This window comes from Pseudomonas sp. B16120 (assembly GCF_044218845.1).
In the GTDB taxonomy this organism is placed as follows: domain Bacteria; phylum Pseudomonadota; class Gammaproteobacteria; order Pseudomonadales; family Pseudomonadaceae; genus Aquipseudomonas; species Aquipseudomonas paracarnis.
In genome coordinates this window covers 74,467-99,928 of sequence record NZ_CP162588.1, presented here as the reverse complement: position 1 = coordinate 99,928, position 25,462 = coordinate 74,467, and the positions used below count along the sequence as shown (strand labels likewise).

General features: G+C 59.6%; 30 protein-coding genes and 3 pseudogenes. 15 read left to right on the top strand and 18 right to left on the bottom strand.

All coding sequences use genetic code 11. From position 1 onward, the window contains the following. Positions 1-172: 172 nt before the first annotated feature. Complete coding sequence (locus AB4P90_RS00905) at positions 173-1,057, bottom strand: LysR family transcriptional regulator (protein WP_003465017.1); 885 nt, start codon at positions 1,055-1,057, stop codon at positions 173-175. A gap of 114 nt (positions 1,058-1,171) precedes the next feature. Here AB4P90_RS00905 and argC point away from each other — a divergent pair, with 114 nt between their 5' ends. The 8 genes and pseudogenes from argC to AB4P90_RS00865 all read left to right on the top strand — a co-directional run. Beyond that, a complete protein-coding gene (gene argC / locus AB4P90_RS00900) occupies positions 1,172-2,101 on the top strand; it encodes an N-acetyl-gamma-glutamyl-phosphate reductase (RefSeq protein WP_003465021.1) in 930 nt (309 codons plus the stop codon). A gap of 413 nt (positions 2,102-2,514) precedes the next feature. After that, positions 2,515-2,670: pseudogene (locus AB4P90_RS00895) on the top strand (OmpA family protein); the annotation flags it as partial. 414 nt (positions 2,671-3,084) lie between these two features. Further along, complete coding sequence (locus AB4P90_RS00890) at positions 3,085-3,711, top strand: DNA methyltransferase (protein WP_003465024.1); 627 nt, start codon at positions 3,085-3,087, stop codon at positions 3,709-3,711. Positions 3,712-3,735: 24 nt separating this feature from the next. Then, positions 3,736-4,764 (top strand): IS30 family transposase, encoded by a 1,029-nt coding sequence (locus AB4P90_RS00885; RefSeq protein ID WP_003465026.1) that lies wholly within the window; start codon positions 3,736-3,738, stop codon positions 4,762-4,764. 36 nt (positions 4,765-4,800) lie between these two features. Next, positions 4,801-5,250, top strand: a complete 450-nt coding sequence (locus AB4P90_RS00880) for a methyl-accepting chemotaxis protein (RefSeq protein WP_234452828.1) — start codon at positions 4,801-4,803, stop codon at positions 5,248-5,250. 37 nt (positions 5,251-5,287) lie between these two features. After that, complete coding sequence (locus tag AB4P90_RS00875; RefSeq protein ID WP_011711660.1) at positions 5,288-6,316, top strand: IS30-like element ISShes10 family transposase; 1,029 nt, start codon at positions 5,288-5,290, stop codon at positions 6,314-6,316. A 73-nt stretch (positions 6,317-6,389) separates the two neighbouring features. Next, positions 6,390-6,866 (top strand): DM13 domain-containing protein, encoded by a 477-nt coding sequence (locus tag AB4P90_RS00870; RefSeq protein WP_011711661.1) that lies wholly within the window; start codon positions 6,390-6,392, stop codon positions 6,864-6,866. A 347-nt stretch (positions 6,867-7,213) separates the two neighbouring features. Further along, positions 7,214-7,813: pseudogene (locus tag AB4P90_RS00865) on the top strand (methyl-accepting chemotaxis protein); the annotation flags it as partial. A gap of 349 nt (positions 7,814-8,162) precedes the next feature. Here the strand turns inward: AB4P90_RS00865 and AB4P90_RS00860 are convergent. The 8 genes from AB4P90_RS00860 to AB4P90_RS00825 form a co-directional block, all read right to left on the bottom strand. Then, the gene (locus AB4P90_RS00860; RefSeq protein WP_003465028.1) at positions 8,163-8,957 is read right to left on the bottom strand and encodes an ABC transporter permease; all 795 of its coding nucleotides are present in this window, start codon (positions 8,955-8,957) and stop codon (positions 8,163-8,165) included. Further along, positions 8,958-9,887 (bottom strand): ABC transporter permease, encoded by a 930-nt coding sequence (locus AB4P90_RS00855; protein WP_003465031.1) that lies wholly within the window; start codon positions 9,885-9,887, stop codon positions 8,958-8,960. A gap of 325 nt (positions 9,888-10,212) precedes the next feature. Further along, positions 10,213-11,265, bottom strand: a complete 1,053-nt coding sequence (locus AB4P90_RS00850) for an ABC transporter substrate-binding protein (RefSeq protein ID WP_003465034.1) — start codon at positions 11,263-11,265, stop codon at positions 10,213-10,215. A 280-nt stretch (positions 11,266-11,545) separates the two neighbouring features. Beyond that, the gene (locus AB4P90_RS00845; RefSeq protein WP_003465037.1) at positions 11,546-11,770 is read right to left on the bottom strand and encodes a DUF2798 domain-containing protein; all 225 of its coding nucleotides are present in this window, start codon (positions 11,768-11,770) and stop codon (positions 11,546-11,548) included. A 54-nt stretch (positions 11,771-11,824) separates the two neighbouring features. Next, on the bottom strand, positions 11,825-12,526 hold the full coding sequence (locus tag AB4P90_RS00840) for a cysteine hydrolase family protein (RefSeq protein WP_003465039.1): 702 nt from the start codon (positions 12,524-12,526) through the stop codon (positions 11,825-11,827). A 90-nt stretch (positions 12,527-12,616) separates the two neighbouring features. Beyond that, on the bottom strand, positions 12,617-13,207 hold the full coding sequence (locus AB4P90_RS00835) for a TetR/AcrR family transcriptional regulator (RefSeq protein ID WP_003465041.1): 591 nt from the start codon (positions 13,205-13,207) through the stop codon (positions 12,617-12,619). A gap of 81 nt (positions 13,208-13,288) precedes the next feature. Beyond that, positions 13,289-13,966: a GntR family transcriptional regulator gene (locus AB4P90_RS00830; RefSeq protein ID WP_016487046.1), complete on the bottom strand. Its 678-nt coding sequence runs from the start codon at positions 13,964-13,966 to the stop codon at positions 13,289-13,291. Between the two features lie 69 nt (positions 13,967-14,035). Next, positions 14,036-14,770, bottom strand: a complete 735-nt coding sequence (locus AB4P90_RS00825) for an SDR family NAD(P)-dependent oxidoreductase (RefSeq protein ID WP_016487047.1) — start codon at positions 14,768-14,770, stop codon at positions 14,036-14,038. Between the two features lie 228 nt (positions 14,771-14,998). Between AB4P90_RS00825 and AB4P90_RS00820 the strand changes: the two genes are divergently transcribed. From AB4P90_RS00820 to AB4P90_RS00810, 3 genes are read left to right on the top strand one after another with little or no spacing between them, the layout of a single operon-like run. After that, positions 14,999-16,030, top strand: a complete 1,032-nt coding sequence (locus tag AB4P90_RS00820) for an ABC transporter substrate-binding protein (protein ID WP_060501537.1) — start codon at positions 14,999-15,001, stop codon at positions 16,028-16,030. Positions 16,031-16,083: 53 nt separating this feature from the next. Continuing rightward, positions 16,084-17,151 (top strand): phosphotransferase, encoded by a 1,068-nt coding sequence (locus AB4P90_RS00815; protein ID WP_016487049.1) that lies wholly within the window; start codon positions 16,084-16,086, stop codon positions 17,149-17,151. Further along, on the top strand, positions 17,148-18,470 hold the full coding sequence (locus AB4P90_RS00810) for an aspartate aminotransferase family protein (RefSeq protein WP_016487050.1): 1,323 nt from the start codon (positions 17,148-17,150) through the stop codon (positions 18,468-18,470). Before AB4P90_RS00815 ends, AB4P90_RS00810 begins: the two co-directional genes overlap by 4 nt. A gap of 4 nt (positions 18,471-18,474) precedes the next feature. Here the strand turns inward: AB4P90_RS00810 and AB4P90_RS00805 are convergent. The 9 genes and pseudogenes from AB4P90_RS00805 to merR form a co-directional block, all read right to left on the bottom strand. After that, positions 18,475-18,972 (bottom strand): annotated as a pseudogene (locus tag AB4P90_RS00805) (ABC transporter ATP-binding protein); the annotation flags it as partial. Beyond that, positions 18,939-19,496: a recombinase family protein gene (locus tag AB4P90_RS00800; protein WP_003100847.1), complete on the bottom strand. Its 558-nt coding sequence runs from the start codon at positions 19,494-19,496 to the stop codon at positions 18,939-18,941. The pseudogene AB4P90_RS00805 and the gene AB4P90_RS00800, both read right to left, overlap by 34 nt. Beyond that, entirely contained in the window at positions 19,490-19,861 is a 372-nt protein-coding gene (locus AB4P90_RS00795; RefSeq protein ID WP_003100853.1) for a hypothetical protein, read from the bottom strand. Before AB4P90_RS00795 ends, AB4P90_RS00800 begins: the two co-directional genes overlap by 7 nt. Then, positions 19,858-20,358 (bottom strand): hypothetical protein, encoded by a 501-nt coding sequence (locus tag AB4P90_RS00790; RefSeq protein ID WP_003100856.1) that lies wholly within the window; start codon positions 20,356-20,358, stop codon positions 19,858-19,860. Before AB4P90_RS00790 ends, AB4P90_RS00795 begins: the two co-directional genes overlap by 4 nt. Beyond that, complete coding sequence (locus AB4P90_RS00785) at positions 20,355-20,681, bottom strand: hypothetical protein (protein ID WP_003100858.1); 327 nt, start codon at positions 20,679-20,681, stop codon at positions 20,355-20,357. Before AB4P90_RS00785 ends, AB4P90_RS00790 begins: the two co-directional genes overlap by 4 nt. A 254-nt stretch (positions 20,682-20,935) precedes the next feature. Continuing rightward, a complete protein-coding gene (locus AB4P90_RS00780) occupies positions 20,936-21,292 on the bottom strand; it encodes a cupin domain-containing protein (RefSeq protein ID WP_003465043.1) in 357 nt (118 codons plus the stop codon). Positions 21,293-21,528: 236 nt separating this feature from the next. Further along, entirely contained in the window at positions 21,529-21,915 is a 387-nt protein-coding gene (locus AB4P90_RS00775) for a DUF86 domain-containing protein (protein ID WP_003100872.1), read from the bottom strand. Then, positions 21,912-22,202, bottom strand: a complete 291-nt coding sequence (locus AB4P90_RS00770; RefSeq protein WP_001247892.1) for a nucleotidyltransferase family protein — start codon at positions 22,200-22,202, stop codon at positions 21,912-21,914. Before AB4P90_RS00770 ends, AB4P90_RS00775 begins: the two co-directional genes overlap by 4 nt. A gap of 220 nt (positions 22,203-22,422) precedes the next feature. Beyond that, complete coding sequence (gene merR / locus AB4P90_RS00765; protein ID WP_000429838.1) at positions 22,423-22,857, bottom strand: Hg(II)-responsive transcriptional regulator; 435 nt, start codon at positions 22,855-22,857, stop codon at positions 22,423-22,425. A 71-nt stretch (positions 22,858-22,928) separates the two neighbouring features. On the opposite strand from merR, the gene merT reads away from it, so the two are divergent. From merT to merA, 4 genes are read left to right on the top strand one after another with little or no spacing between them, the layout of a single operon-like run. Next, complete coding sequence (merT, locus tag AB4P90_RS00760; RefSeq protein ID WP_001294667.1) at positions 22,929-23,279, top strand: mercuric ion transporter MerT; 351 nt, start codon at positions 22,929-22,931, stop codon at positions 23,277-23,279. 15 nt (positions 23,280-23,294) lie between these two features. Further along, a complete protein-coding gene (gene merP, locus AB4P90_RS00755) occupies positions 23,295-23,570 on the top strand; it encodes a mercury resistance system periplasmic binding protein MerP (protein ID WP_000735441.1) in 276 nt (91 codons plus the stop codon). Between the two features lie 2 nt (positions 23,571-23,572). Beyond that, on the top strand, positions 23,573-23,818 hold the full coding sequence (merF, locus tag AB4P90_RS00750; RefSeq protein WP_000654684.1) for a mercury resistance system transport protein MerF: 246 nt from the start codon (positions 23,573-23,575) through the stop codon (positions 23,816-23,818). Then, on the top strand, positions 23,815-25,461 hold the full coding sequence (gene merA, locus AB4P90_RS00745; RefSeq protein WP_000136268.1) for a mercury(II) reductase: 1,647 nt from the start codon (positions 23,815-23,817) through the stop codon (positions 25,459-25,461). Before merF ends, merA begins: the two co-directional genes overlap by 4 nt. The last annotated feature ends 1 nt before the right edge of the window (position 25,462 follow it).

Genomic DNA, 25,462 nt, shown 5'->3' with positions numbered 1-25,462 from the left:
GCCGCCATTACCGAGCTGCTGCACAAGTACTACGACACCCTGGCCTGGGCGAACGGAGACAGGCACCGGCTTTGGAGCGATGAACGACGGCTTCAGGTGCGGTAGCTGACGCCTGGGACCTCAATCACCGTATGACCGGGTCGAAAGCGGTCCTTTCTCTGACAACATCGCCCTAGCCCGCACTCAACCCCCACAACACATCCAGCACATGTTGCGTAGGCCGCTCGACGTCCCCACCACGGTGGGCAATACCAAGTTGACGCCACAATAAGGGCTGTAATGGCCGCATGACGATCCTGGTATCGGGCAATGGCGTGGAGGCTTCATGCGGCAACAACGTCGCACCATAACCGGCCGCCACTAGGCTTTTGATCGCATCGTTGTAGTTCAGTTGAATACGCGGCGTGGGCTGCCGTCCATCACTGGCGAACCACTCCGAGGTCAAGCGCGAAAGCCGAGTAGTTTTGTCATTCAGAATTAATGGCTGGGCGGCCAGCCAACCGGGGGTCACAACATCCGGGCATTCCCAGCGAGCCGGCAAGAAGGCCATGACCGGGTCCCGCCGCCATGGCTCGATCCGCAATTCCTTCACCGGGGTCTGTGGCAGCGCGACCAGACCGATCTCCAAAGAGCCCTCGGCAAGCTTCTTCAAAGTTTCCTGCGACGTGAGCACCGCGACCTGCACATCGATAGCGGGATGGCGTTGGCCCAACGTCTCCAAAGCTTGCGGCATCAACTGTGCGATGGCCCCTGTGGAGGCACCCAGCCGCACACGCCCGGCCAAGCCCTGCACCTGACGCTCCACGTCCTCAAGCGCCTGCTCCGCATCCGCCAACAGGCGCCGCGCGCGCTCCACCAGCGTTTCTCCAATCGCCGAAGGCTGAATGCGCCCACGTGTGCGCGACAACAGCTTTCCGCCAACCCGCGACTCCAGGTCGGCAATATGCAAACTGACCGTGGGTGGCGCGAGGTGCAGCACACGGGCCGCCTCGGCAAACGAACCCAGGTCGGCAATGGCCACCAACGTGCGCAGACGGTCCAGGCTGATTTCGCGCATGAGTCACTCCTTGTTCAGAAAAGCTGAATTTCATCGTTTAGAAATTCAACTTTTCCTATCTTAGCCCCTCACTGAAGATTGGAACTCCTGATTTCCTATGTCCGAGAGCATTCCATGGCAAGTCCTCTTATATTCATCGACGGCGACCAAGGCACCACCGGGTTGCAAATCCATCAACGTCTACGCGACCGGACCGATCTGCGGCTTATCACGCTCAGCCCCGAACATCGCAAGGATCCGCAACGTCGCGCCGAAATCATCAACGCCTGCGACATCGCGATTCTCTGCTTGCCCGACCAAGCCGCACGCGACGCTGTAGCGAGCATCGAAAACCCCGCCGTTCGGGTGATCGATGCGAGTTCGGCGCACCGCACCCATCCAGACTGGACCTATGGTTTCGCGGAGATGAACTCGCAGCAGGCCCAACGCATCGCCACGGCACGGCGGGTCAGCAATCCCGGTTGCTATCCCACGGGGGCGATAGGGCTGCTGCGCCCATTGCTGGAGGCCGGGTTGCTGCCCAGGGACTATCCGACGAACATTCATGCTGTGTCGGGCTATTCCGGAAAAGGGCGCGTTGGCGTGCAAGAGCATGAGGGAGAGGGCGCATCACAGGCGCCCGCGTTTCAGGTTTATGGTCTGGGGCTGGCACACAAACATATTCCGGAGATTCAGCAGCAAAGCGGTCTGATGGAGCGGCCGATGTTTGTGCCGGCTTATGGGGCTTTTCGGCAGGGGATCGTGCTGACCATACCGTTGCAACTTCGCTTGTTGGCGCCGGGCGTGGATGCGGTGCGGTTGCATGCGTGTCTTATGCAGCACTACGTCGATGCGGACCATGTACAGGTGATGTCGATGCAGGAGGCCAAAGGGTTGACGTGCCTTGATCCTCAGGCGCTTAACGGGACTGATAGTTTGCGATTGGTGGTGTGTGAAAATGATGAGACGGGGCAGGTTTTGTTGGCTGCGGTGTTTGACAATCTTGGGAAGGGAGCCGCTGGAGCGGCGGTGCAGAATCTGGATTTGATGGTTGCAGGAACATGACTCCGACTACCCACTGGCTCTAGAGTCTATGGCTCGAATTTTCGAGCGGTTGTTTCCTCTCTGTTTATGGCCTGGCATCGACGGCATTAAACGAGTCGAAAACAGAATCTACGCGTGTCAGCAGTTTGCAATCCAGTCAGGCTTTGAAGTTAAACGGTCGTCCACGACAGGCAGCAATCGGCCAACAGCGGCCGTTTTAGAGTAGGGAAAATAAATCCCCTTTTCTGCTGTCTACGCTTCGCAGCGCCGGTTACCCGGTCACCACGCAAGACTCGCTTCCGGTCGGTGGCTAACCTTTACCGGGCGGGGGTCATACCCGCTGGGTTTCTTACGCCATTTCGTGACGGCTTGCGCCGTCATTCCCAGGCGACCAAGCTTTGCCTGGCGCACATAAATCAGTCCCCTTTTTCTCTTTGCGCAGCAATGGCGTCGATCCTTCGCGCCTGCAAACCTTTGGTGCAGGCTCCAGCTCGCCCATTGCCCCCAACGACACCGCCGAGGGTCGCGCCCAAAATCGCCGCGTTGAAATCAAACTGGTGCCCCGTAGCGGCGCTGTAGCTCAAGGGTAATGGTGCCTTGGTGCTCTTTTCGTCGGATGCCCAGCTATCTTTTAATGGGTTACGGGCGATTTGCAGTGGGCTCCAAAACCTGGCCTCAGGAGGTGCAAGCTCCCGTGGCACCGGCTTTGGACTGGGCAGACCAATACGCCGGCCCATAAGCCCATAAGGATCCCGGCCTCGGCCGGGTTCTTTATGCCCGCTTCGCGGGCTTGAGCCCAGAAGGGAGCGGCGTGCGCCGGATTCGCATCTGCCAGCCAGTACGCAGCCCGTTTGGAACTCAGTTGATCCGTCTTTTTCAACGGTTTAACAGCCAAATCAATACGTTCACAAGTACACTCGCCACCCTAGGGATGGTGAAGCATCCACGAGCGGTACTAGAATTTTCAGCTTTTCGGTGCCGCCGCACGAATTCAAGGGGCAAGCATGGATTACGAACAACTGCCGAGGGCCGCCTTGGTCCGTATGCTGCAGGAGCATGATGCGGCGCTTGCCGATGCTGGCAAGAATGGCATCGTTATGAGTTACACCGGGCGGGCTGCTCCCTGGCAGATCATCCGCCAGGTCAAGCCGAAGCTGCATCGTATTATCAAGAAAGTATCCTTTGGAGAGGAAACCGCCCAGTCAGAGAATGAGATCTGGGACGGTGAAAACCTTTCTGCGATGGTCACGCTCTATAAATATCGTGGTCAAGTTGATCTTGTAGTAACAGACCCGCCGTACAACACCGGCGAGGACTTCCGCTATAACGACAAGTGGGACAAGGATCCAAACGATCCAGATCTCGGCGATGTAGTTCCTAAAGATGATGGGTCCAAGCACAGCAAATGGTTGCGCTTCATGACACCCAGAATCTGGATGATGCGTGAGATGCTAACCCCAGGCGGGGTTATGGCTATCTGTATTGATCATAGGGAACTATTTAGACTTGGCATGCTCATGGACGAAATCTTCGGCGAAGAGAATCGCATTGGCATAATCAATTGGCAGAAAAGCTATTCACCTCGCAGTGATAATAAGGGGGCGGCGGCGAAAACTGAGTGCAACACCTGACCTTTCCGGTACGGTGCTGTCCCTATGTCTTATTCCGAACTCAGCGTTGAAGAGCGCGCCACCATTCAAATCGGTCATGCCCAAGGTTTCAGCCTGCGCGGGATTGCCTGCTTGATCAACCGATCCCCTTCGACCATCAGCCGGGAGCTGCGCCGCAATCGAGATGCCTGTGGCGGCTACTCGGCCCGCGTGGCCCAGCAGCAGATGCAGGCCCGCCGTCAGGTGTGTCGACCGAAGCAAAAGCTGTTGCCGGGTAGCGAGCGCTTCGAATTGGTGGCGCATATGCTGCGTGAGCGTTTGTCTCCCGAGCAGATTGCCGGCAAGCTGCGCAGCATGAATATTCCCAGCCTCAGAGATGCCTACGTCTGTCGCGAGACGATCTATAACGCGATCTATGCCTTGCCAGTCGGCGAGCTGCGTAAAGAGCTGATCATCTGCCTGCGCCAAAGCAAGACGATGCGCAGGCCGCGCTCTGGCGGCGTGGATCGGCGCGGTCAGATCCCTGAGAGGGTCAGTATTCATGTACGTCCGCCGGAGATCGAAGACCGACTGATGCCAGGGCATTGGGAAGGCGACCTGATCAAGGGCAAGGCCAACGCCTCGTCTGTAGGTACGCTGGTGGAGCGCACCAGTGGCTACCTGATGCTGGTGAAGATGAACGACGCGACGGCGACCTCGGCGATGGAAGGCTTCAGTGCAGCGCTCAATGGCATGCCGCTGGCGATGCGCAAGAGCATGACCTACGACCAGGGCCGAGAAATGGCGCGGCATGCTGAAATCACCCAGCAGACCGGGGTGGCGATTTACTTCTGCGACCCGCACAGCCCTTGGCAGCGCGGCAGTAACGAAAACATCAATGGCCTGATCCGCCAGTACCTGCCCAAAGGCACGGACTTGTCGGTGCATAGCCAGGAGGAACTGGATGCCATCGCACTGCAACTGAACATGCGCCCCCGTAAGCGCTTCGACTTCAAGTGTCCGATCGAGGTTATGGACGAGGTGATGCAGGAAGCTATGGCTATGCGGCATGATGCTCCAGCTTCAATTCAATAACCGTGTTGCACTCAGCTCCTGTAACCGCCCACTTTAATGTCAGGAAGCTTAAGCTCTGTTAGTGTTTTGGCTATTCTCTCTCCTCTTGGAAGACTGGTTGAAAGAGCCAGGAATATTTCCAATAACCCATTAAGTCAATCCCTCTACACTGGGCGCACCGATGAGTTTGGCCAAATAGAGTTTGCTTTACGAATGATGCAAGCTGAAACAGGCGCCATAGTAGGTCGCATAGGTGATGCATCAAATCGGCTTAGCGAACACACCCGAGGCCTACTAAAGGATATTGAGTCAAGCAATGTACTTACAGTTGAGCAGCAGGCAGAGACAGATCAAATAGCAACGGCAGTAAACCAAATGGCGGCAAGCATTCAAGAGGTTGCGAGCAATGCACAGCATGCTGCAGATGCGGCCGGAAGAGCAGACACTGAGACGGCATCTGGCCAGCGTCTGGTAGCCCACACAAGCCAGGGCGGCCGCAAAAACTGAGTGCAACACCTGACCTTTCCGGTACGGTGCTGCCACTATGTCCTATCACGAACTCAGTATCCCCGAACGTGCGACCCTTCAACTCGGCCTTGCCCAAGGTTTCAGCCAGCGGCGAATTGCCCGGATGCTCGGCCGCTCCCCCTCGACCATCAGCCGGGAGCTGCGCCGCAACCGGGCCCCTGGCACCCGCTACCAGGCCTGTGCTGCCCAGCAGCAGATGCAGGTCCGCCGCCAGGTCTGCAGGCCTCAGTGCAAGCTGCTGCCGGGCAGTGAGCGCTTCGAGCTGGTCGTCCATATGCTGCGTGAGGGTTTGTCTCCCGAGCAGATTGCCGGCAAGCTGCGCAGCATGAACATACCCAGCCTCAGAGAGGCCTACGTCTGCCGCGAGACGATCTATAACGCGATCTACGCCCTGCCGGTCGGTGGCCTGCGCAAGGAGCTGATCATCTGCCTGCGCCAGGGCAAGACGAGTCGCAGGCCGCGCTCTGGCGGCGTCGATCGGCGCGGCCAGATCCCTGAAATGCTCAGCATCCACGTGCGCCCGCCGGAGGTCGAAGACCGGCTGATGCCAGGCCATTGGGAGGGCGACCTGATCAAGGGCAAGGCCAATGCCTCGGCGGTGGGCACCTTGGTGGAGCGTACCAGCGGCTACCTGATGCTGATCAAGATGGCCGACGCGACGGCGACCTCGGCGCTGGAGGGCTTCAGTGCGGCGCTCAATGGCATGCCGCTGGCGGTGCGCAAGAGCATGACCTACGACCAGGGCCGGGAGATGGCGCGGCACGCCGAGATCACCCAGCGGACCGGGGTGGCGATCTACTTCTGCGACCCGCACAGCCCCTGGCAACGCGGCAGCAATGAGAACATCAATGGACTGATCCGCCAGTACCTGCCCAAGGGCACGGACTTGTCGGTGCATAGTCAGGAAGCCCTGGACGCCATCGCTTTGCAACTGAATATGCGACCGCGCAAACGCTTCGACTTCAAATGCCCGATCGAGGTGATGGGCGAAGTGATGCAAGAAGCCGTGGTGATGCGGCATGATGCTCCCGCTTCAATTCAATAACCGTGTTGCACTCAGATCCTGCAACCAGCTATTGTGATGGACACACCAAATAACTCACTGCATGAGGCAACCCATGAAAAAGCAATTAAAAATAATTCTGCTCGCGTCCCACCTGGCTCTGTTTGGCGCGGGAGTTGGGCTAGGGATCTATATACTTCCGATTTTGACAGCACAAGAAAACGCCACCATCGCCGAAATTGAAGAAGTGCAAAAGGTGGCAAAGTATAGCGGAGAGTTCAAGAAAGATCAGAAAGGCAGCGACGCCCTTCACTGGGCGAATGGACAACTTTTTGTTACGGATAACGAAATTGTATTTAAAGGTGATGTAGCACCTGGTCCAGACTACAAAATTTACCTGACAAAGAAACAAGCCACCGACAAAGAATCGTTTTTGGACATAAAGAAAGAAGCAATTCTGATTGGCGAATTGAAAAACTTCGGGAATTTCAAGAAAACCATTCCTGCAAGCGTCAACGTCAACGAGTTTACAACGGTCCAAATATGGTGCGAGCATTTCTCTAAGTTCATCGGCTCCGCAAAATATCAGTAAACAAGCTTAAACTTGGATCTTGCCTGTTCACGAATAACATGCGCCTCATGCCAATGGAAATTAAAGTCTTGCCGGGCATGAGGCCTCCCCTCCACGTCTAGATTCTTGAAGTCAAAATTGACCTCAACCGACCCTCAGACACTGACTACGATGCCTGCATACCCTGAAGCGGTTCACCAGATGGGCTTGCGACAGAGATAAGTACGCGCCAACCTCAGATGCCGCTAAGGCTCTATACGCCGCCTTATCGGAATGGGTGGAATTTTGCGCGCGAGCGTCTAATGTTATCCAAGAGCGAGGGCTCTGATTAGTCCCGTCTCCCATGAAGATTCGCAGACTAAGACCAGTCAATCACTGCCCTTGAAGGTGAAATTAGGCAAGCCGCTCAGGTTATTCATGAGCTTGAAGGTCAAAGTAACGAGATATCAAAAGTTCTTGACGTTATACGAGGGATCGCCGAGCAAACGAATTTGTTGGCACTCAACGCAGCAATTGAGGCCGCGCGTGCTGGTGAGCAGGGGCGTGGTTTTGCTGTTGTCGCCGATGAGGTTCGCAGTCTTGCTGCTCGCACACAGCAATCGACAACGGATATTCAAAGCATGATCAGCGCTCTACAAGAGCGAGCGCAATCCGCTGTTACAGTCATGGAGCAAAGTAGTCGGCAAGCGCACACGAGTGTAGCTCACGCAGAGGAAGCAGCTACAGCTCTTGATGGAATTGGCCAACGCGTTAACGAAATTACCGACATGAACGCGCAAATAGCGACTGCGGTCGAGCAGCAGGGAGCAGTAAGTGAAGACATAAACCGCAGTATTATCAATATACGCGATGCTGCTGATACCAATGTACAGACCGGGCAGAATAATTTGCAAAGTGCGAAATCTGTCGCTCAGTTAACTAGCGCTCTGAGCGAACTGGCAAAACAGTTTTGGGAAAAACGAGGATAACGCTTTTCAGTATCTCGACAGGGATAACTTACTTTACCATCGGTTATCCCTTTTAGCCGCACAAATTTTAGCCATGGCTTTTCAGGAAGTCAGGGCTATCAGAATGGCCTTAGAAAGCCTAGTCAAAGAGCTGTCACGAGAACACCGTTAGCTTAGCGTACGATTTTTTCCGAATTCTGCGGTTCCCCCGAGATGGGCCTGGACACGGGTGATAGATGCTGAATTAAGCCGTGTGACGGCAGGCTGTGCTGGGCTGCACGTCGGCATGGGCGTGCGTGGTCAGGACGCAAAAACACACTTGCCCGCAATGGCGGGCAAGTGTGTTTGCAGAGGGGGAGTGCGTTGTTGGTTATTGTTTGTTGCGACCGGCAATCACCACCAGGATCAGCGACGCCAGGATCAGGATCGAACTGATAGCGGCAATGGTCGGATCGATCTCGTCGCGCAGCGCCGTGAACATGCGCTTGGTCAGAGTCTGGTTGTCGCCGCCGGAGATGAACAGCGCCACCACAGTTTCATCCAGCGAGGTGATGAAGGCGAACAGTGTCGCCGAGACCACACTGGGCTTGATCTGCGGCAGGGTCACGGCCATGAAGGCGCGAAAGCGGTTCATGCCCAGGCTGCGCGCCACCATTTCCTGGGACATGTCGAAGTTACGCAGACCGGCCAGCAGCGCGATGATCACGTAGGGCAAGGCGAGCATGATGTGCGCCAGCACCAGGCCGGTCAGCGTGCTGATCAGGCCGACCCGGGCGTAAACGAAGAACACGCCGGCGGCGATCAGGATGATGGGCACCATCATCGGCAGCAGCAGGATGATCTGCAGCGTACGCACCACCTTCAGGCTGGAGTTGTTGATGGCGTAGGCGGCCGCCATACCAATCGGCAGGCTGATGGCCATGGTGAAAAATGCCGTGATCAGACTGACCCGCGCCGCCGACATCCACTCCACGCTGTTGAAGAACGCCTCGTACCAGTGGAAGGACCATTGCTTGGGAGGGAATTGCAGGAAGCGCGCCTCGGAGAACGACATGGGTACCACGATCAGCACCGGGATGATCAGGTACAGCAGGATCGCCGCGACCAGCACCGTGAACAGCACGTGGGACAGGCGAAGGTGACGCAGGTTGGCAAGCAGGTTCATTTAGCGCGCTCCCAGGATGCGTTCGATGGGGATGAAGCGATTGATGCCCCAGAAGATCAGGAACACCACAAACAGCAGCACCAGGCCGACTGCGCTGGCTGCGCCCCAGGCGTGATAGAGCTCGACGTTGCGTTGCACCAGCATCGACACCAGGATCGTGCGGCCACCGCCGAGCAGTTCCGGGGTGATGAAGAAGCCTAGGCAGATGACGAACACCAGGATGGAACCGGCCATGACCCCCGGCGCTGCCATCGGCAGGAAGACCCGGCGGAAGGTGTAGAAGGGTTTGGCGCCAAGGCTCTCGGACGCTTGCATGAGGTCCTGGGGGATTTTTTTCATCACCGAATACAGCGGCAGGACCATAAAGGGCAGCATGACGTGCAGGGTGCCGATTACCGTGCCAGTGGTGTTGTGCATCAGCGTCAGGGGTTGGTCGATGATGCCAAGGTCCATCAGCGTCTGATTGACCAGTCCGCGGCGTTGCAGGAGCACCAGCCAGGCATAGGCCCGCACCAGCACGCTGGTCCAGAACGGCAGGATCACGCAGATCAGAATCAGGTTGGCCCAGAAACCCTGCAGGCGCGAAGCGGCGTAGGCAATGGGGAAGCCCATGACGATCGACAGGATCGTCACCAGGAAACTGATCTTGAAGGTCAGGGCGAAGGTGTCCCAGTAAATGCTTTCCTGGAAAATCCGGATGTAGTTGGCCAGGGAAAACCCTTCCTCGGTCTGGACCGACTGAAAGGCCAGCCAGCACAGCGGCATGATCAACAGCACCACGACCATGACCAGCGCCGGGGTGAGCAGCAACAGCATGGAGGTGTGCTCCTTGCGTTCTTCACGGGCCAGGGCGTCTTCGCTGGTCATGGGCGGCTGGTGCTGCTGGTCGCTGGAGTCGGGCATGGATTTGGCGAGATAGGCGTTGGACATGATGACCTCTCGTCACTGCGCAGTGCTGGAGGGTATCCAGCACTGACGGGTAGCGCTGGCGGTGGCAGTCGTCCTGGCGGACAGCAGGGTGCGGTGCTCGGGTAATGTCATGTGAAGAACTCCCAATGGTGGGCAGGTACTTGAGGCGAGCGCGAGTTGTCTGCACAGGTCACTCTGCGGGACCCTCAGGCCTAATGTACCGGGATGCCAACGAATGAAGTGGACGCAATTGACCGGTGCGCAAGCGCTTTATGTCGAAATCGCGGGGGCAGACGGCATGTCCTGCGCCGAGGCCTCTGGCCTGCGGCGCAGCAACGGCCGATGGCTATTTTTTCTGGACGAAGGACAACCAGCGTTCTTCGGCCTTGACCCCGGCTTCGGAGGCCCACCATTGCGCCGAGAGCAGGGCCTGGCGCGAGATGTTGCCGGGTGCGGAAGGCAGCTTGGCCTCGCGCTCGGCCGGGATTACCCCGGTCTTGAAGGCTTCGGGGTTGAGCGGGCCGTAGTCGATGATCATCGGCAACGCCGCTTGCAGTTTGGCATCGATGGCCTCGTTGACGAATTTCATGGCGGCCACCTTGTGCGGCGAGCCTTTGAGGACGCACAACGAGTTGGTTTCCAGCACACCCTGGTTGTAGTCGAATGCCACGGGTGCGCCGGCGGCCTGTACGGCGGTGATACGGCCGTTCCAGGCCTGGATCATGTCCACTTCGCCGTCGCTGATCAGCTGCGCCGACTGCCCGCCGGACGTCCACCAGGTGGCGATGTCGGGCTTGATCTGCTCAAGCTTGCGGAAGGCGCGATCGACGTCCAGCGGATAGAGCTTGTCCATCGGCACGCCATCGGCCAGCAGCGCGATTTCCAGGGTTGGACGTGGCAGGTTACGTAGGGAGCGCTGGCCCGGGTATTTTTTGGTGTCCCAGAAGTCGGCCCAGGTCTTGGGTACGTCCGCGCCTTTGAACGCGTCCGTGCGATACGCCAGCACCGTGGAGTAGCTGATGTAGCCGACGCTGTATTCGTCCTTGAGGCTGTCGGGTATTTGCGCGGCATTGGGAATCAGCGCAAGGTCGAGCTTCTCGAACAGCCCTTCGGCTTCGCCACGGATGCAGTCGCCAGTGGGCAGGTCCACCACGTCCCAGGTGACCTTGCCGCTCTCGACCTGGGTCTTGATGATCGGGTAGGCCTTGGGCGAGCTGTCCTGTTTGAGCGTCAGACCGAGCTTTTTCGCCGCAGGCTCCAGGATCGCCTTGCTCTGGGCTTCCTGATAAGCACCGCCCTGGGATACGAACGTGATGTCCTCGGCCATGGCCTGGGTGGCGCTACCGATGAACAGGGCCAGACTCGCGAGTTGGAAAGCTGTAGTGCGCAATGTGCTCATGGAAAGACTCCGAATGGTTGGCAGATTTTCTTGGGCGAGCTGTAGGTTTTGTTGTCGGTCGCTCTGCGGGACCATGGAGGTCTAATGTACCGGCTTGTCCGTGAACGAAGCGGCTACAAATGCGCGGATGAAAAGTGGTTTATTGCGAAAATGCGAACGGGCACAGTATTTCGTGCGTCGGGTGCGGGCTTGCGCGCCTGTCGCGAGCAGCCCCGAAGCCCCCGGTAGGAGCGAGCATGCTCGCGATGGCGGTGTGTTGGGTGAGTCATAGCCAAGTCATTCAGCCCACCGTCATCCGCCTCACCACGCGCCGAATCATCGGCGCCGCCAGCACCACCACCGGCAACATCGATACCCACGACAGCGCCCACGCGTTCAACCAGCGGCCGGCAAAGGCCAGGTCGAGCGCATGGGGTGTGGTGGCGATGGCGGCCGCGACCGCGCAGGTCAGGCCGGATTGAACGACGCCGAAAACGAAATGCTCATAACGGGCGGGGATTTTCATCGGGGGTTCTCGAGAAAGAGCGGGGGGGCGCGATGCCCGGCCGCTCGGGCACGATCAAGCCGGTTGCAGTTGCGCGATAGTCTCTTCGGTGGTCCACAGCCCGTGGGCGAGGAAGCGGTAATTGATGATGGCCGCCAGGTAGCCGTCGCCATCCGGCAGGCGCGGGCCGGCGGTGGCGTCGCGTACCACGACTATTTCAAAGCCCTGTTCGAGCAGTTCGCGCAGGTGTGATTCCACGCAAAGGTTGGCCGCCATGCCGGCGAGGATGATCTGCGACACGCCTTTCTTGCGCAATTGCAGCGCCAGGTCGTTGGTTTCCGGGCCGTAGACCTTGTGCGGCGAGGCGATGATGGTCTCGCCGTCGAGAATGTACGGCTTGTAGATCTCGAGGAAATCGGCGCCGGAGCCTTCGAAGTTTTCCAGGGTGTTCGGTCCCTTGCGATCGAACATGCAGATGCTGTGCATGACCTTTTCCAGCGGACCGCCAAAATGCCAGTCGTGGTCGTGCGGGTAGTAATAGTGTGGCGACACGGCCACGGGCAGGTCGTGAGCCTTGAAGGCCTTGAACAGTTTTTCCAGGTTTTCGACGGTGTTGTTCTCGACGATGCTCTCACCGAACACCGCCCAACTGGCGCCGGCAGGGCTGAGGAAGTCGTTCTGTGGGTCGATGACCACCAGGGCGGCTTTGCTCAGGTCGAGCTTGAAACCAGTGGCAGGCAGTGCGGGTTCGGCGGGGTCGGCGTACAGATGGCTCATGACGATTTACCTCTTGGGTGCTTGCGTGGATGAGACGTGAATGTTGCTTTATATAAATGACCAGTCGTCTTATTAATGAGGAAAAAAAACTCACTCCAATAGCCGAGGCAAGACCATCGATACGAAACGCTGCAGAGGTGCACCGTCGCGCAGGACCTTGCCGCGCATGACCGCACCTTCCCAGCCTTCGACGATGACACTGGCCAGCGCTTCGGCGTCGTGAGTTTCAGAGAGTTCGCGGCGCTGCTGCGCTTCACGCAGGCAGCTCGCGAGCAAACCTTCCCAGCGCGCCAGCACATCGGCCAGACGCTTGCGGGTTTGTTCGCTGCCATTGGACATTTCCAGGGACAGGTTGCCAATCAGGCAACCCAGGCTGTATTCATGCTCGCCGTGCTCGAGCACCAGGGCCTGGAAGAACTGGCCGATGCGCTCCAGCGGCTTGACCCGGGCGTCGTAGAAGATCGGCCCGTGGCGGGTTTCGATCGAGGTCCAGTATTCCTCGAGGATCTCTGCCGCGAAGTCTTCCTTGCTGGCGAAGTAGTTGTAGAAAGAGCCCTTGGGAATCTCGGCAGCGGCGGTGATGTCCTGGACGCCGCAGCCGTTGAAGCCACGGTTGTGAACCACCTGGCGGCCAATCGACAGCAAACGGGATCTGACTTCGAGGTTGACCGGGCGAGCCATGACAGAGACATCCAGTGATGAGAAAGTTTTAATAAACTAACTGGTCATCTATGTTTCGTCAACAGTCGAATTGACTGCCAATCAGTCCGCCTGCGCCATCTCGATGTACTCGAGCATCTTCTCGTTGCCATCGAGAATGTCACGGCAGATGGCCGCCCGTGCCGCCGCGCCATCGCGGCGCTTGAGTGCGTCGAGCACTTCCCAGTGATGGTCGATGGCCATGCGCTCGTTGAAGTTGCCATAGGCACGGGCGATCAGTGGGCCGGTGCGCATCCACAGGCTATCGAGCAAACCCGCCAGCACCGGCATGCGCGCGATGGTGGTCAGCGCGTAGTGAAATTGCTGATTGCACTTGAGAGCGGCTTGCAAGTCCTGGGCGTTGATCGCGGCGATGTTGTTTTCGATGCAGGCTTGCAGGTCTGCGAGTTCGCTGTCGGTCACCAGCGCGGCGGCCGTCTCCGCAGCCAGGCCTTCAAGCGCCAGGCGGATGCTGCGGATCTCGCCGTATTGCGCGGCGGTGAGGATGGGTACGCGGATGTCACGCGGGGTCTTGAGGATCAGCGCCTGTTCCTTGGCCAGTTGCAGGATCGCGTCGCGCACCGGTGTGACGCTGGTGCCCAGTTGTTCGGCCAGGTCGCGGATGCGCAGGCGGTCATCGGGCTGGAAACGCCCGGTGATCAGTGCCTCGCGCAGCAACTCGTAGATGCCACTGCCCAGGTAAGAGTGATTGAGGGTTTGAATAGGGTAGGGGTTGCTCATTGATCGCTCATCTGCGGCGGATGCCCGGCCCGAATGATGGAAGTTTCCGGCCGGGATTTCCAGATTATTTCAGACGTGCTGACCACCGTTGACATGAATCTCCGAACCGTTGATGTACGACGCGCCTCGGGTGCAGAGGAAATGCACCAGGGATGCGACTTCTTCCGGCTTGCCCAAGCGGTGCATGGGGATCTGCTGATCGACGATCAGTTCGGTCCCGGCAGACAGGATCGACGTCTCGATCTCACCCGGTGCAATCGCATTGACCCGCACACCGTGTGGCCCGAAATCATGGGCCATTTCCCGCGTCAGTGCGGCCAGTGCAGCTTTCGAGCAGGCGTAGGCGACCCCGGCAAACGGGTGCACCCTGGAACCTGCAATCGAGGTGACGTTGATCACCGAGCCTTGCGCCGCCTTGAGCTCATCGAACAGCCCTTGGGCCAGTAACGCCGTGGAAAACAGGTTGACGTTGAACACGCTGAGCCAGGTGGCGTAATCGGATTCCAGCACGCCCAATCGTGCGCCGGCTTCGCCTTTGGGTGAAATGCCGGCGTTGTTCACCAGGGCATCGAGGCGTCCGCCGAGTTTCTCCCGGATCAATGGCAGGCTGCGGCGCACTTCGTCGATGTCTTCCAGGTCCAGGTGGATGTGGTTCAACTCGCCTTCAGCCCAGGGGCAGCCTTCGGTCCAGTTCTGTCGCGAGGCCGTAAACACGCGCCAGCCCGCAGCGTTGAAGTGCTTCACCGTGGCATGGCCGATGCCACGGCTCGCACCGGTGAGGAGGAGGGTTCGTTGCTCGGTCATGCAGGCGCTCCTGAGGAAGGGGTGGAGTGGTGAGACTATACCAGTAAAAATTATGATGCATCATATTCTAAATATGTTACTAATGAGCTGCGCCTCGGAATCATCGCCGTGCGCCGGCCACCAGGTGCAAGACACCCGGCGCTGACCGAAATATTGCTGCCAAAAACAAAAAAACCACCTGCCATCCCTTAGCTGCCGCTCACGCACGTAGCGAATTCGGAGAGACGCATGAACAGCAAAATCGCAACTGTACTGATGCTTGGAATGATTGCCGGCCCTTTGAGCGCCGCTGAAAAACTGACCGTGGTGTCCTTCGGCGGCAACAACCGCCAGGCCCAGGAAAAAGCCTTCTACAAACCCTTCACCTCGGAAAAGAAAGTGGCGATCACGGCCGATGACTACAACGGCGAAATGGCCAAGATCCGGGTCATGGCCGACACCGGGAAAACCAGCTGGGACGTGGTCGAGGTCGAATCCCCCGAGCTGTTGCGCGGTTGTAGCGAAGGCCTGTTCGAGCCATTGGACTGGTCGCGCATCGGCAAGAAAGAAGATTTCATCCCGGCCGCCGTCAGCGATTGCGGGGTGGGTATCTTCATCTGGTCTACCGTTCTGACATACGACCCGAAAAAACTCGCCAGCGCGCCACAGGGCTGGGCGGATTTCTGGGACGTGAAGAAATACCCCGGCAAGCGCGGCCTGCGCCGTGGCGCCAAGTTCACCCTGGAGTTCGCCCTGTTGGCCGATGGCGTGGCCAAGGAAGATGTCTACACCTTGCTCGGCACCGAGGAGGGCGTGCAGCGGGCCTTCCGCAAACTGGATCAGATCAAGCCCGACATCCAGTGGTGGGAATCCGGCGCGCAGCCGTTGCAATGGCTGGCGGCAGGCGACGTGGTGATGACTTCGGCCTATAACGGGCGTGTCACCTCGGCGCAGGCGGAGGGACAATCGTTTGAAATGCAGTGGAATGGCAGCCTGTACGACCTGGATCACTGGGCCATCGTCAAAGGCTCGCCGAAGAAGGCCCTGGCGGAAAACTTCATCGCGTTTGCCAGTGCACCGGTTCAGCAGAAGCACTTTGTCGAGGCCATTCCTTATGGGCCAAGCAACACCAAAACCGTGGCACTGGTCGATGAGGCGGTGGGCAGCAAACTGCCGACTTCACCGGATAACCTGAAGAACGCCCGGGCCACGGATGCCGAGTTCTGGATCGACCACGGCGAAGACCTGGAAGAGCGTTTCATCGCTTGGGCCAACAAGTAATGCAAGGGGCCTGCGCGAGCAGGCCACATCACCGAAGCGAGGAGTCATGAACAATGCCGCTTGAGAAAGTATCGGCGCAACCCTGTCTGCTGGAGGCGGCCCCTGCCCGTGTCAGTGACGGGCAGGTCCTTGGGGTCCTTGCGCAGCACTACGCGATCAGCGGAAAACTCGAGCAACTGGGCGGCGAGCGCGACCTCAATTTCCGGGTCATGCTCGCGGACGGTACGTCGCGTCTGTTCAAGTTGTCGCATCCATTGGAAAACCCGCAGGTCGTGGACTTCCATAACCAGGCCATGCTCCAGATCGAGCGTAACGATCCGGCGTTGCCGGTGCAGCGTGTCTTTGCATCACTCGGCGGGCGATTCGTGGAGCCGGTCGAAATCGAAGGCCAGCGCATGTTGGTCCGTCTCCTGTCCTTCGTTGACGGCTTGCCGCTGCACCGCGTCGCCCACACATCGGTGAATTTCAGGCAGAACCTGGGCCAAGCGCTCGCCCGGTTCGACCTGGCCCTGGACGGCTTCAGCCATCCCGCTGCCGGGCACGTCCTGCTGTGGGACATGCAACACGCCCAGCGCCTCAGGCCCCGGCTGAAACACATCGAGCCGGGCGTTCGTCGCGACCGGATCGAACACAGCCTGGACCGCTTCGAATCCCAGGTACTGGGCAAGTGCGCCACGCTGCGCCACCAGGTGATCCATAACGACATGAACCCGCACAACATCATCGTCGATCCGGATCAGCCCGATGTGTTGCGCAACATCCTGGATTTTGGCGACATGGTCCACGCGCCGTTGGTCAACGAGGTCGCGGTCGCGGCATCGTACCAATTGGGGGTGGCGGGCGACGTCCTGGCCCCGGCGCTGGACATGATCCGCGCCTATCACCAGGTCAATCCCCTCACCGGCGAAGAATTGCAACTGCTGCCGGTGCTGATCTCCACACGCCTGGCGTTGTCGTTGTGCATCAATTATTGGCGGGCCGACCTGCACCCGGACAATCGCGAGTACATCCTGCGCAACTCATACCGCGCCCAGGATGCCCTGGCGGGATTGTCCGCAATGGCACCCGCCGAGATCCACGACAGAATCCTTGCCGCTTGCACCCAGGAGGTTGGCGCATGAGCATGATCAACGGTTTCACTTCTGAAGATGCCGATCGCCTGTCAGACAAGGAAAAACGCCTTGTCGAACGCCGGGCACGGTTGCTCGGCCCGGCCTATCGACTGTTCTACGAACACCCCTTGCACACGGTGCGCGGCGAGGGCGTGTGGCTGTACGACGAACAAGGCCGGCGGTATCTGGATGCCTACAATAACGTGGCGTCGGTGGGGCATTGTCATCCCCGGGTGGTCGAGGCGATCAGCCGGCAGGCCGGGCAACTCAACACCCACACTCGCTACTTGCAGGAGGGCATGCTCGATTACGCCGAGCAACTGCTGGGCACCTTTCCCGAGTACCTCGAGCGGGTCATGTTTACGTGCACCGGCAGCGAGGCCAACGATCTGGCGTTGCGCATCGCCAAACAGTTTACCGGCGGCACCGGCGTGATCATCACCCGCTTCGCGTATCATGGCGTCACGGGTGATATCGCCGAGCTTTCTCCGTCGCTCGGCCCGAGCATGGTTCTGCCACCCCACGTGCGCACCGTTCGCGCCCCCGATGCTTATCGGCTGGGTGCGGATCAAGTGGCCTCGACCTTCGTGGCTGACGTCCGTGCGGCCATCGATGACCTGCGCAAACACGGCATTCGTCCGGCGGCGATCCTGCTCGACGGCATTTTCGCCAGCGATGGCGTCTTTGCGGGCCCAACCGGCTGCATCGCCGAAGGGATCGCATTGGCCCAGGCCGAAGGCCTGTTGTACATCGCCGATGAAGTCCAGTCCGGCTTCGCCCGCACTGGCCTGAACATGTGGGGTTTCCAGCGGCACGACGTGCGCCCCGACCTCCTGACCCTGGGCAAGCCGATGGGCAACGGCCACCCCATCGCCGGCCTGGTCGGTCGAGCGCAAGTGGTCGATCACTTTGGCCAGAACATGCGCTACTTCAACACCTTTGGCGGCAACCCGGTGTCCTGCGCAGCGGGGCAGGCCGTGCTGGACGTCATCCGTGACGAACAGTTGCAGCAGCGCTCGCACACCCTGGGTGAATGTCTGTTGACGGGGTTGCGGGAGCTGGCCGAGCGTTACCCGATCATCGGCGATGTGCGCGGTGCCGGGATGTTCCTGGGGGTCGAGCTGGTGACCGATCGCGCCACAAAAGCGCCTGCCGCCACGCAGACCCGTCAGGTGGTCAACGCGATGCGCGAGCAGGGCGTATTGATCAGTGCTGCCGGGCCGCTGGAAAACGTGCTGAAGATTCGCCCGCTGCTGGCCTTCGAACAGGAGCATGCGCACTTGCTACTGGAAGCGGTCGGCACGGCGCTGGAAGGGCTGCAGCCGTAGCGGTTCAGACGATATCGTCGATCAGGATATGGTGCTGCCCACGGCTGCAGCGTTCGATGCGCGCCTCGACCTTGTACACCGCGCGCAGCATCTGCTCGTTGATCACTTCATGGCTCGGGCCGCTGCCCTGAGCGGTGCCATCGGCGATGACCAGCACCTGATCGGCGAAGCGCAAGGCCTGGTTCAGGTCATGGATGGCGATGAACACGATGACTTCGCGCTTTCGCGCCAGGTCGCGCATGAAGTTCAGCACCTGGACCTGGCGGTGCATGTCGAGGGCGCTGGTGGGCTCGTCCATCAGCAGGATCTGCGGTTCGCGCACCAGCGTCTGGGCGATTGAGACCAGTTGTTGCTGGCCGCCGCTGAGTTCACCCAGGTTGCGGAATGACAGCGGCGTAATGCCCAGGGCGTCGAGGATCTCATCGACCAGTTTCAGGGGTCGTCTCAGAAAACGGAAAATAAAGCACGCTAAGCGTGCGTGGAGGCTGGCACCCAGCGGTACAGCGTCGGAATGGACACGCCGAGGTTCTTGGCCACGTCCTTGGGCGGCACCCCGCTGGCCAGCAGCTTCTTGGCCGACTCGATCTTGCTGTCGGTCATCTTCGGCTTGCGGCCGCCTTTGCGGCCGAGCTGCTTGGCGACTTCCAGCCCGGCGCGGGTGCGCTCGACGGTCAGCTCGCGCTCCATTTCGGCAAGGCTCGCCATGACGTGGAAGAAGAACCGCCCGGATGGTGTGCCGGTGTCGATGGAGTCGGTGAGGCTCCTGAACTGGACACCGTGCTTGTGCAGATCGCCGACCAGATCGACCAGTTGCTTGACCGACCGGCCCAGCCGGTCGAGCTTCCAGACGACCAAAGTATCGCCTTCGCGCAGCATTTCGAGCGTCTTGGCCAAGCCAGGCCGGTCTGCCCGCGTGCCACTCACCTTGTCCTCGAAGACCTTTTTACATCCGGCCTTGCTCAAGGCTTCGCGTTGCAGCTCCAGGTTCTGATCCTGCGTCGAGACGCGCGCATAGCCAATCAACATGGCTTGTCTCGCGCCCGGTCGATGCGTTCCTGCATCGCCTGCATCACTTCTTCGTGGGTGTACGATCTGGCGTTGGCGTCGGTGGCTTGCCGCAGGGCTTCCTCAACCTCGCGCGTCATCCGCTCGTAATCCTCCGGCCACAGCGCTTGCTCCATGCGCAGCGACGCCTGACCCAGCAGGTGCAGCAGGCTGAACAGCCGCATGTCGTTGGTGGCGACGATGCGCTCCCGAATCTGCTCCTGAATAGCTTCGCTAGCCCGATGCGCTTGTGGTGTGGCAGTCCCCTCGTAGTCAGCGGGGAATTCCGCTTCCTCGGCAATCCTTGCCCAGGCGCTGGCCAGCGCCTCGATGGTTGACGTGCTCATTTCCGCCGCTCCTGTGCTCTTTGGCGAATCAACCGGCCAAGGGGCCTCGACGCGAAAACCAGCAGCATCACGCCTATCGGATACCAGGTCGAGAAGACCACCAAGGCATCGAAGGCTGGCCGTCCGGTGTTGGTAGGCAGTACGGCGGTCACAGCCATCAACCCGCCGACCGTCCAGATGATGCGCCACACGTAGGGCATCACGCGGGGCACGTAGCCGTCATCGAAAGCGGTCTGGTAGTAGCGGCGCAGGCCGCGCTCGGCAAGCGCCTGGCGCTGCCGCTCCGACAGCGCATCCGTCCGGCCATACCAGCGCCGGAATGGTGGACAGCGCAGCAGCAAAGGGGTGAAGAGGATCATCACCGCCACGATCGCGACACCCCACGCCATGACGGCGCCGGCATCGGGCCGCTTGGCGTTCTCGATCACGGGCGCGAAGACGCCCGGAGCACCGATCATCCAGAACAGCGCAATGTGCTGATGGAAGGAGAGCTTCATTTGCTCATCCACTTGCGCAGCAGGCGCTTTTTCAGGGAGGCGCGTTCTTGCGGGTTGCGTCCCTTGTGATTGGCGATGCGATCCGCCGTGGCGGCCTGGCGCTTGACGGGCCAGTAGGAGCGGCCATCCTTGCCCATCGACCAGACGCTGCTGGCCTGGTTTTCCAGCAGGGGCAGATGGGCGCTCAGGGCTTCGGGCGACGCGCTGGTCAGCGCCGTGCGCTCACGGGTGCGCCAGCGCTGATGCCAGAGCTTCTTGTCCTCGCGCTCGCTGCCGCAGGTCGTGTGCCCGACGATGGGTGTTTTGCGGCGGCTGCGGCTCATAACGTAGTGGTCTCCAAGAACATTCAGGACTGATCCCAGGCGTCGATGGTCAAGACCTGATCGGCAGGACAGGCGGCTACGCGGTCGGGAACTGGATGGTGTTCAGTCTCATGCCGACCCCATTCGATTGATCGCGTCGCTTGCGGCACGCTGCGACGCAAGGAGGTTTGCGACCTGGTTTAGCAGCCGTGTCCGCTGCATGTCTGTTACCTATCTCCCCGACCGCTCATTGGACCAACTCCAGAGATTGGGCTCTATCGCTCAGCCAATACGAAACCGGCATTGGCTGATGCCACAACCGAGACGAACACAAATGGCTCGGTACCTGTATTTCGCGCCCCGTGCACTTGGCCCGGTCTTGCCACGGCTATCTCACCTTCCCTGAGGGCACGAACAATCCCATTGCCCTGAAAGTAATCAGCCATTCCCGACAAAACAGTCCACGTGTCTTGGCCGTGAGGATGAATGTGAGCCGCAATTTCCTGCCCGGGATGGACATGCCAAACCACGATAATTGAGTCTCGGGTTTCAAGCACAACGGAACGAATAGGCTCGCCTTCGGACGGCTGAACATACTCGGCTACAGAAAATATTCTCGATTCAACAGTCATCGGAGATCCCTCTTTCACAGTGCCCCCAGACAGGCTGGATATGAGTTCTAACTCGAATTTGAACGGGAGGCTGGTCGTGCGGTCGTGCAGTTGCCGATGAGCGTGTCGGCTGCTGCCTCCTTGCCCACCAGCGAACTCACGTCCGTTGCGGCCATCCAGAAGGTCTTGCCCGAGCGCGGCTCATAGGTCGCGGGATCGAACACGCCAGAGGGGCCGAACATCGGCGGCTTGATTGGTCATGGCTCCATGCCTTTGTCGTTACGGTCTTCATCGTCGGCATCCTGACGCACGGCGGGCAATTGCTGGAGCAACGCCGGCAGCCATTCCTGTACCGTCTCCCACACCACATCGAGGTTGATGTCGAAATAGCCGTGAGCCATGCGATTACGCATATTGCGCATGCTGCGCCACGGCACGTCGGCATGCGCCTGGGTGAACTCGACGTAGCCATCCATCACCTTTGTGGCCGCCTCGCCGATGACGATCAGGCTCATGATGACGGCCTGCTGGGTGCGCTTGTCGGCCAAGAAGTCGTCCTTGGCCATCCCTTCCACGAAGCTGCGCGCATCGGTTGCGGCCTGCTGAATGTGGTCGAGGTAATCGGGCAGGCGGTTCTCGCTCATATCGGTTGCGCCTCCGCGAGCACCTTGGCCCGGAACTTCGGCGGCAGGTCGCCGGGAGTCAGCAGATCGACGTCAACGCCGAGCAGCGATTTCAGTTCTTCTTCCAAATCGCCCAAGTCCAACAACGTGGCACCGGGCAGCGCATCGACCAACAGGTCGAGGTCGCTGCCATCCCGGTCGGTGCCATGCAGCACCGAGCCGAAGACGCGCGGGTTCGCGGCGCGAAAGCGGCCTACCGCTTCACGCACTGCGCTTCGCTTCATGTCAAGCACAACAGACGGTCGCATGGGCATCCTTTCTTATCGAAACTCGTTGAGATGATATGCAATCAAGAATAGAATTTCAAGAACTATTTTCGAGAATCGCAATGCCTTGATTCCCGTGCCGCGTGTCACTTTCAGAAGGCGACAGCACGAAATATCAAAAGTCGACCGCACGGTCTTTTCTGACGTTGGAGTCGCCTCAGAAAACGGAAAATAAAGCACGCTAAGGCGTAGTTCCCTCGGGCTACACCGCGTCCGCACTGCGCGGTTCTTTCTTCCCTTGCAGTGACGCAATCAGCGGGCAGGAAACGTTCCCCTTCCGCGCATGGCAGGCGCACACCAAATCAGACAGCACGGCCTCCATGCGCGCCAGGTCAGCCATCCTCTCGCGCACGTCCTTGAGCTTGTGCTCGGCCAGGCTGCTGGCTTCCTCGCAATGGGTGCCATCCTCCAGCCGCAGCAGCTCGGCGATCTCATCCAGGCTGAAGCCCAACCGCTGGGCTGATTTCACGAAGCGCACCCGCGTTACATCCGTCTCGCCATAGCGGCGAATGCTGCCGTAAGGCTTGTCCGGTTCCGGGAGCAAGCCCTTGCGCTGATAGAACCGGATGGTCTCCACATTGACCCCGGCCGTCCTGGCGAAAACGCCAATGGTCAGGTTCTCCAAATTGTTTTCCATATCGCTTGACTCCGTACATAACTACGGAAGTAAGCTTAAGCTATCCAATTCAGATTCGAAAGGACAAACGTATGTCTGAACCTCAAAACGGGCGCGGCGCGCTCTTCACTGGCGGGCTGGCCGCCATCCTCGCCTCGGCTTGCTGCCTCGGGCCGCTGGTTCTGATCGCCTTGGGGTTCAGCGGCGCTTGGATCGGCAACTTGACGGTGTTGGAACCCTATCGCCCCATCTTTATCGGCGTGGCGCTGGTGGCGTTGTTCTTCGCCTGGCGGCGCATCTACCGGCCGTCAGCCGCCTGCAAACCGGGTGAGGTTTGCGCGATTCCCCAAGTGCGAGCTACTTACAAGCTCATTTTCTGGGGCGTGGCCGTGCTGGTTTTGGTCGCGCTCGGATTTCCCTACGTCGTGCCATTTTTCTATTGATCACAGGAGTTCACCATGAAAAAGCTGCTTTCCGCCCTTGCCCTCGCTGCCGTTGTTGCCCCCGTGTGGGCCGCCACCCAGACCGTTACGCTGTCCGTACCGGGCATGACCTGCTCGGCCTGTCCGATCACTGTCAAGAAGGCGATTTCCAAGGTCGATGGCGTCAGTAAAGTTGACGTGACCTTCGAGACGCGCGAAGCGGTGGTCACCTTCGATGATGCCAAGACCAGCGTGCAGAAACTGACCAAGGCTACCGAGGATGCGGGCTACCCATCATCAGTCAAGAACTGATCATGAAAGACCCGAAGACACTGCTGCGGGTCAGCATCATTGGCACAACCCTCGTGGCGCTGTGTTGCTTCACCCCTGTTCTGGTCATTTTGCTCGGTGTGGTCGGCTTGTCCGCGCTGACCGGCTATCTGGACTATGTGCTGCTGCCTGCGCTGGCGATTTTCATCGGCTTGACCATCTACGCCATCCAACGAAAACGCCAAGCCGATGCCTGCTGCACCCCGAAATTCAATGGAGTAAAAAAATGACCGAAATCACCGTGAATGGCATGACCTGCACATCCTGCGCCACCCATGTCAAAGATGCTTTGGAAAAGATTCCCGGCGTGAATGCCGCTGTGGTGTCCTATCCAGAAAGCCGCGCGCAAGTCATGGCAGACACCGCCGTGAGCCACAACCAACTGCTGGCCGCCATCGCCGCATTGGGTTATCAAGGCTCGATCCGGGTTGGTGATTTCAAAGATGAACCAAAAATCCGTGATGCACTTGAGGGCGCCGGTTTGCATATCGCCATCATTGGCAGCGGCGGGGCCGCGATGGCGGCGGCGCTGAAGGCCGTCGAGCAAGGCGCGACGGTCACGCTGATCGAACGCGGCACCATCGGCGGCACCTGCGTCAATATCGGCTGTGTGCCGTCCAAGATCATGATCCGCGCTGCCCATATTGCCCATCTGCGCCGGGAAAGTCCGTTCGACGGCGGTATTGCGGCAACTGTGCCTGCGATTGACCGCAGCAAACTGCTGGCCCAGCAGCAGGCCCGTGTCGATGAACTGCGGCACGCCAAATACGAAGGCATCCTGGACGGCAATCCAGCCATCACCGTTTTGCACGGTGAAGCGCGTTTCAAGGACGACCAGAGCCTGGTCGTCCGTTTGAACGAGGGTGGCGAGCGCGAGGTAACGTTCGACCGCTGCCTGGTCGCCACCGGTGCCAGTCCGGCCGTGCCGCCGATTCCGGGCCTGAAAGAGTCACCCTACTGGACTTCCACCGAAGCGCTTGTCAGCGACACCATTCCCGCACGCCTGGCCGTGATCGGTTCGTCGGTGGTGGCGTTGGAACTGGCGCAAGCCTTTGCCCGGCTCGGCAGCCAGGTCACGATCCTGGCACGCAGCACCTTGTTCTTCCGGGAAGACCCGGCCATCGGCGAGGCCGTGACAGCCGCTTTCCGCGCCGAGGGCATCGAGGTGCTGGAGCACACGCAAGCCAGCCAGGTCGCCCATGTGAACGGCGAATTCGTGCTGACCACCGGACACGGTGAATTGCGCGCTGACAAGTTGCTGGTTGCCACCGGTCGGGCACCGAATACGCGCAGCCTCGCGCTGGACGCGGCGGGGGTCACTGTCAATGCGCAAGGGGCCATCGTTATCGACCAAGGCATGCGCACGAGCAACCCGAACATCTACGCGGCCGGCGACTGCACCGACCAGCCGCAGTTCGTCTACGTGGCAGCGGCCGCCGGCACCCGTGCCGCGATCAACATGACCGGCGGCGACGCAGCCCTCAATCTGACCGCGATGCCGGCAGTGGTGTTCACCGACCCGCAAGTCGCCACCGTGGGCTACAGCGAGGCGGAAGCGCACCACGATGGCATCGAGACCGACAGTCGCACGCTGACACTCGACAACGTTCCGCGAGCGCTTGCCAACTTCGACACACGCGGCTTCATCAAGCTGGTCATCGAGGAAGGTAGCGGACGGCTCATCGGCGTGCAGGCGGTGGCCCCGGAAGCGGGCGAACTGATCCAGACGGCGGTGCTCGCCATCCGCAACCGCATGACGGTGCAGGAACTGGCCGACCAGTTGTTCCCCTACCTGACAATGGTCGAGGGGTTGAAGCTTGCGGCGCAGACCTTCAACAAGGACGTGAAGCAGCTTTCCTGCTGCGCTGGATAAA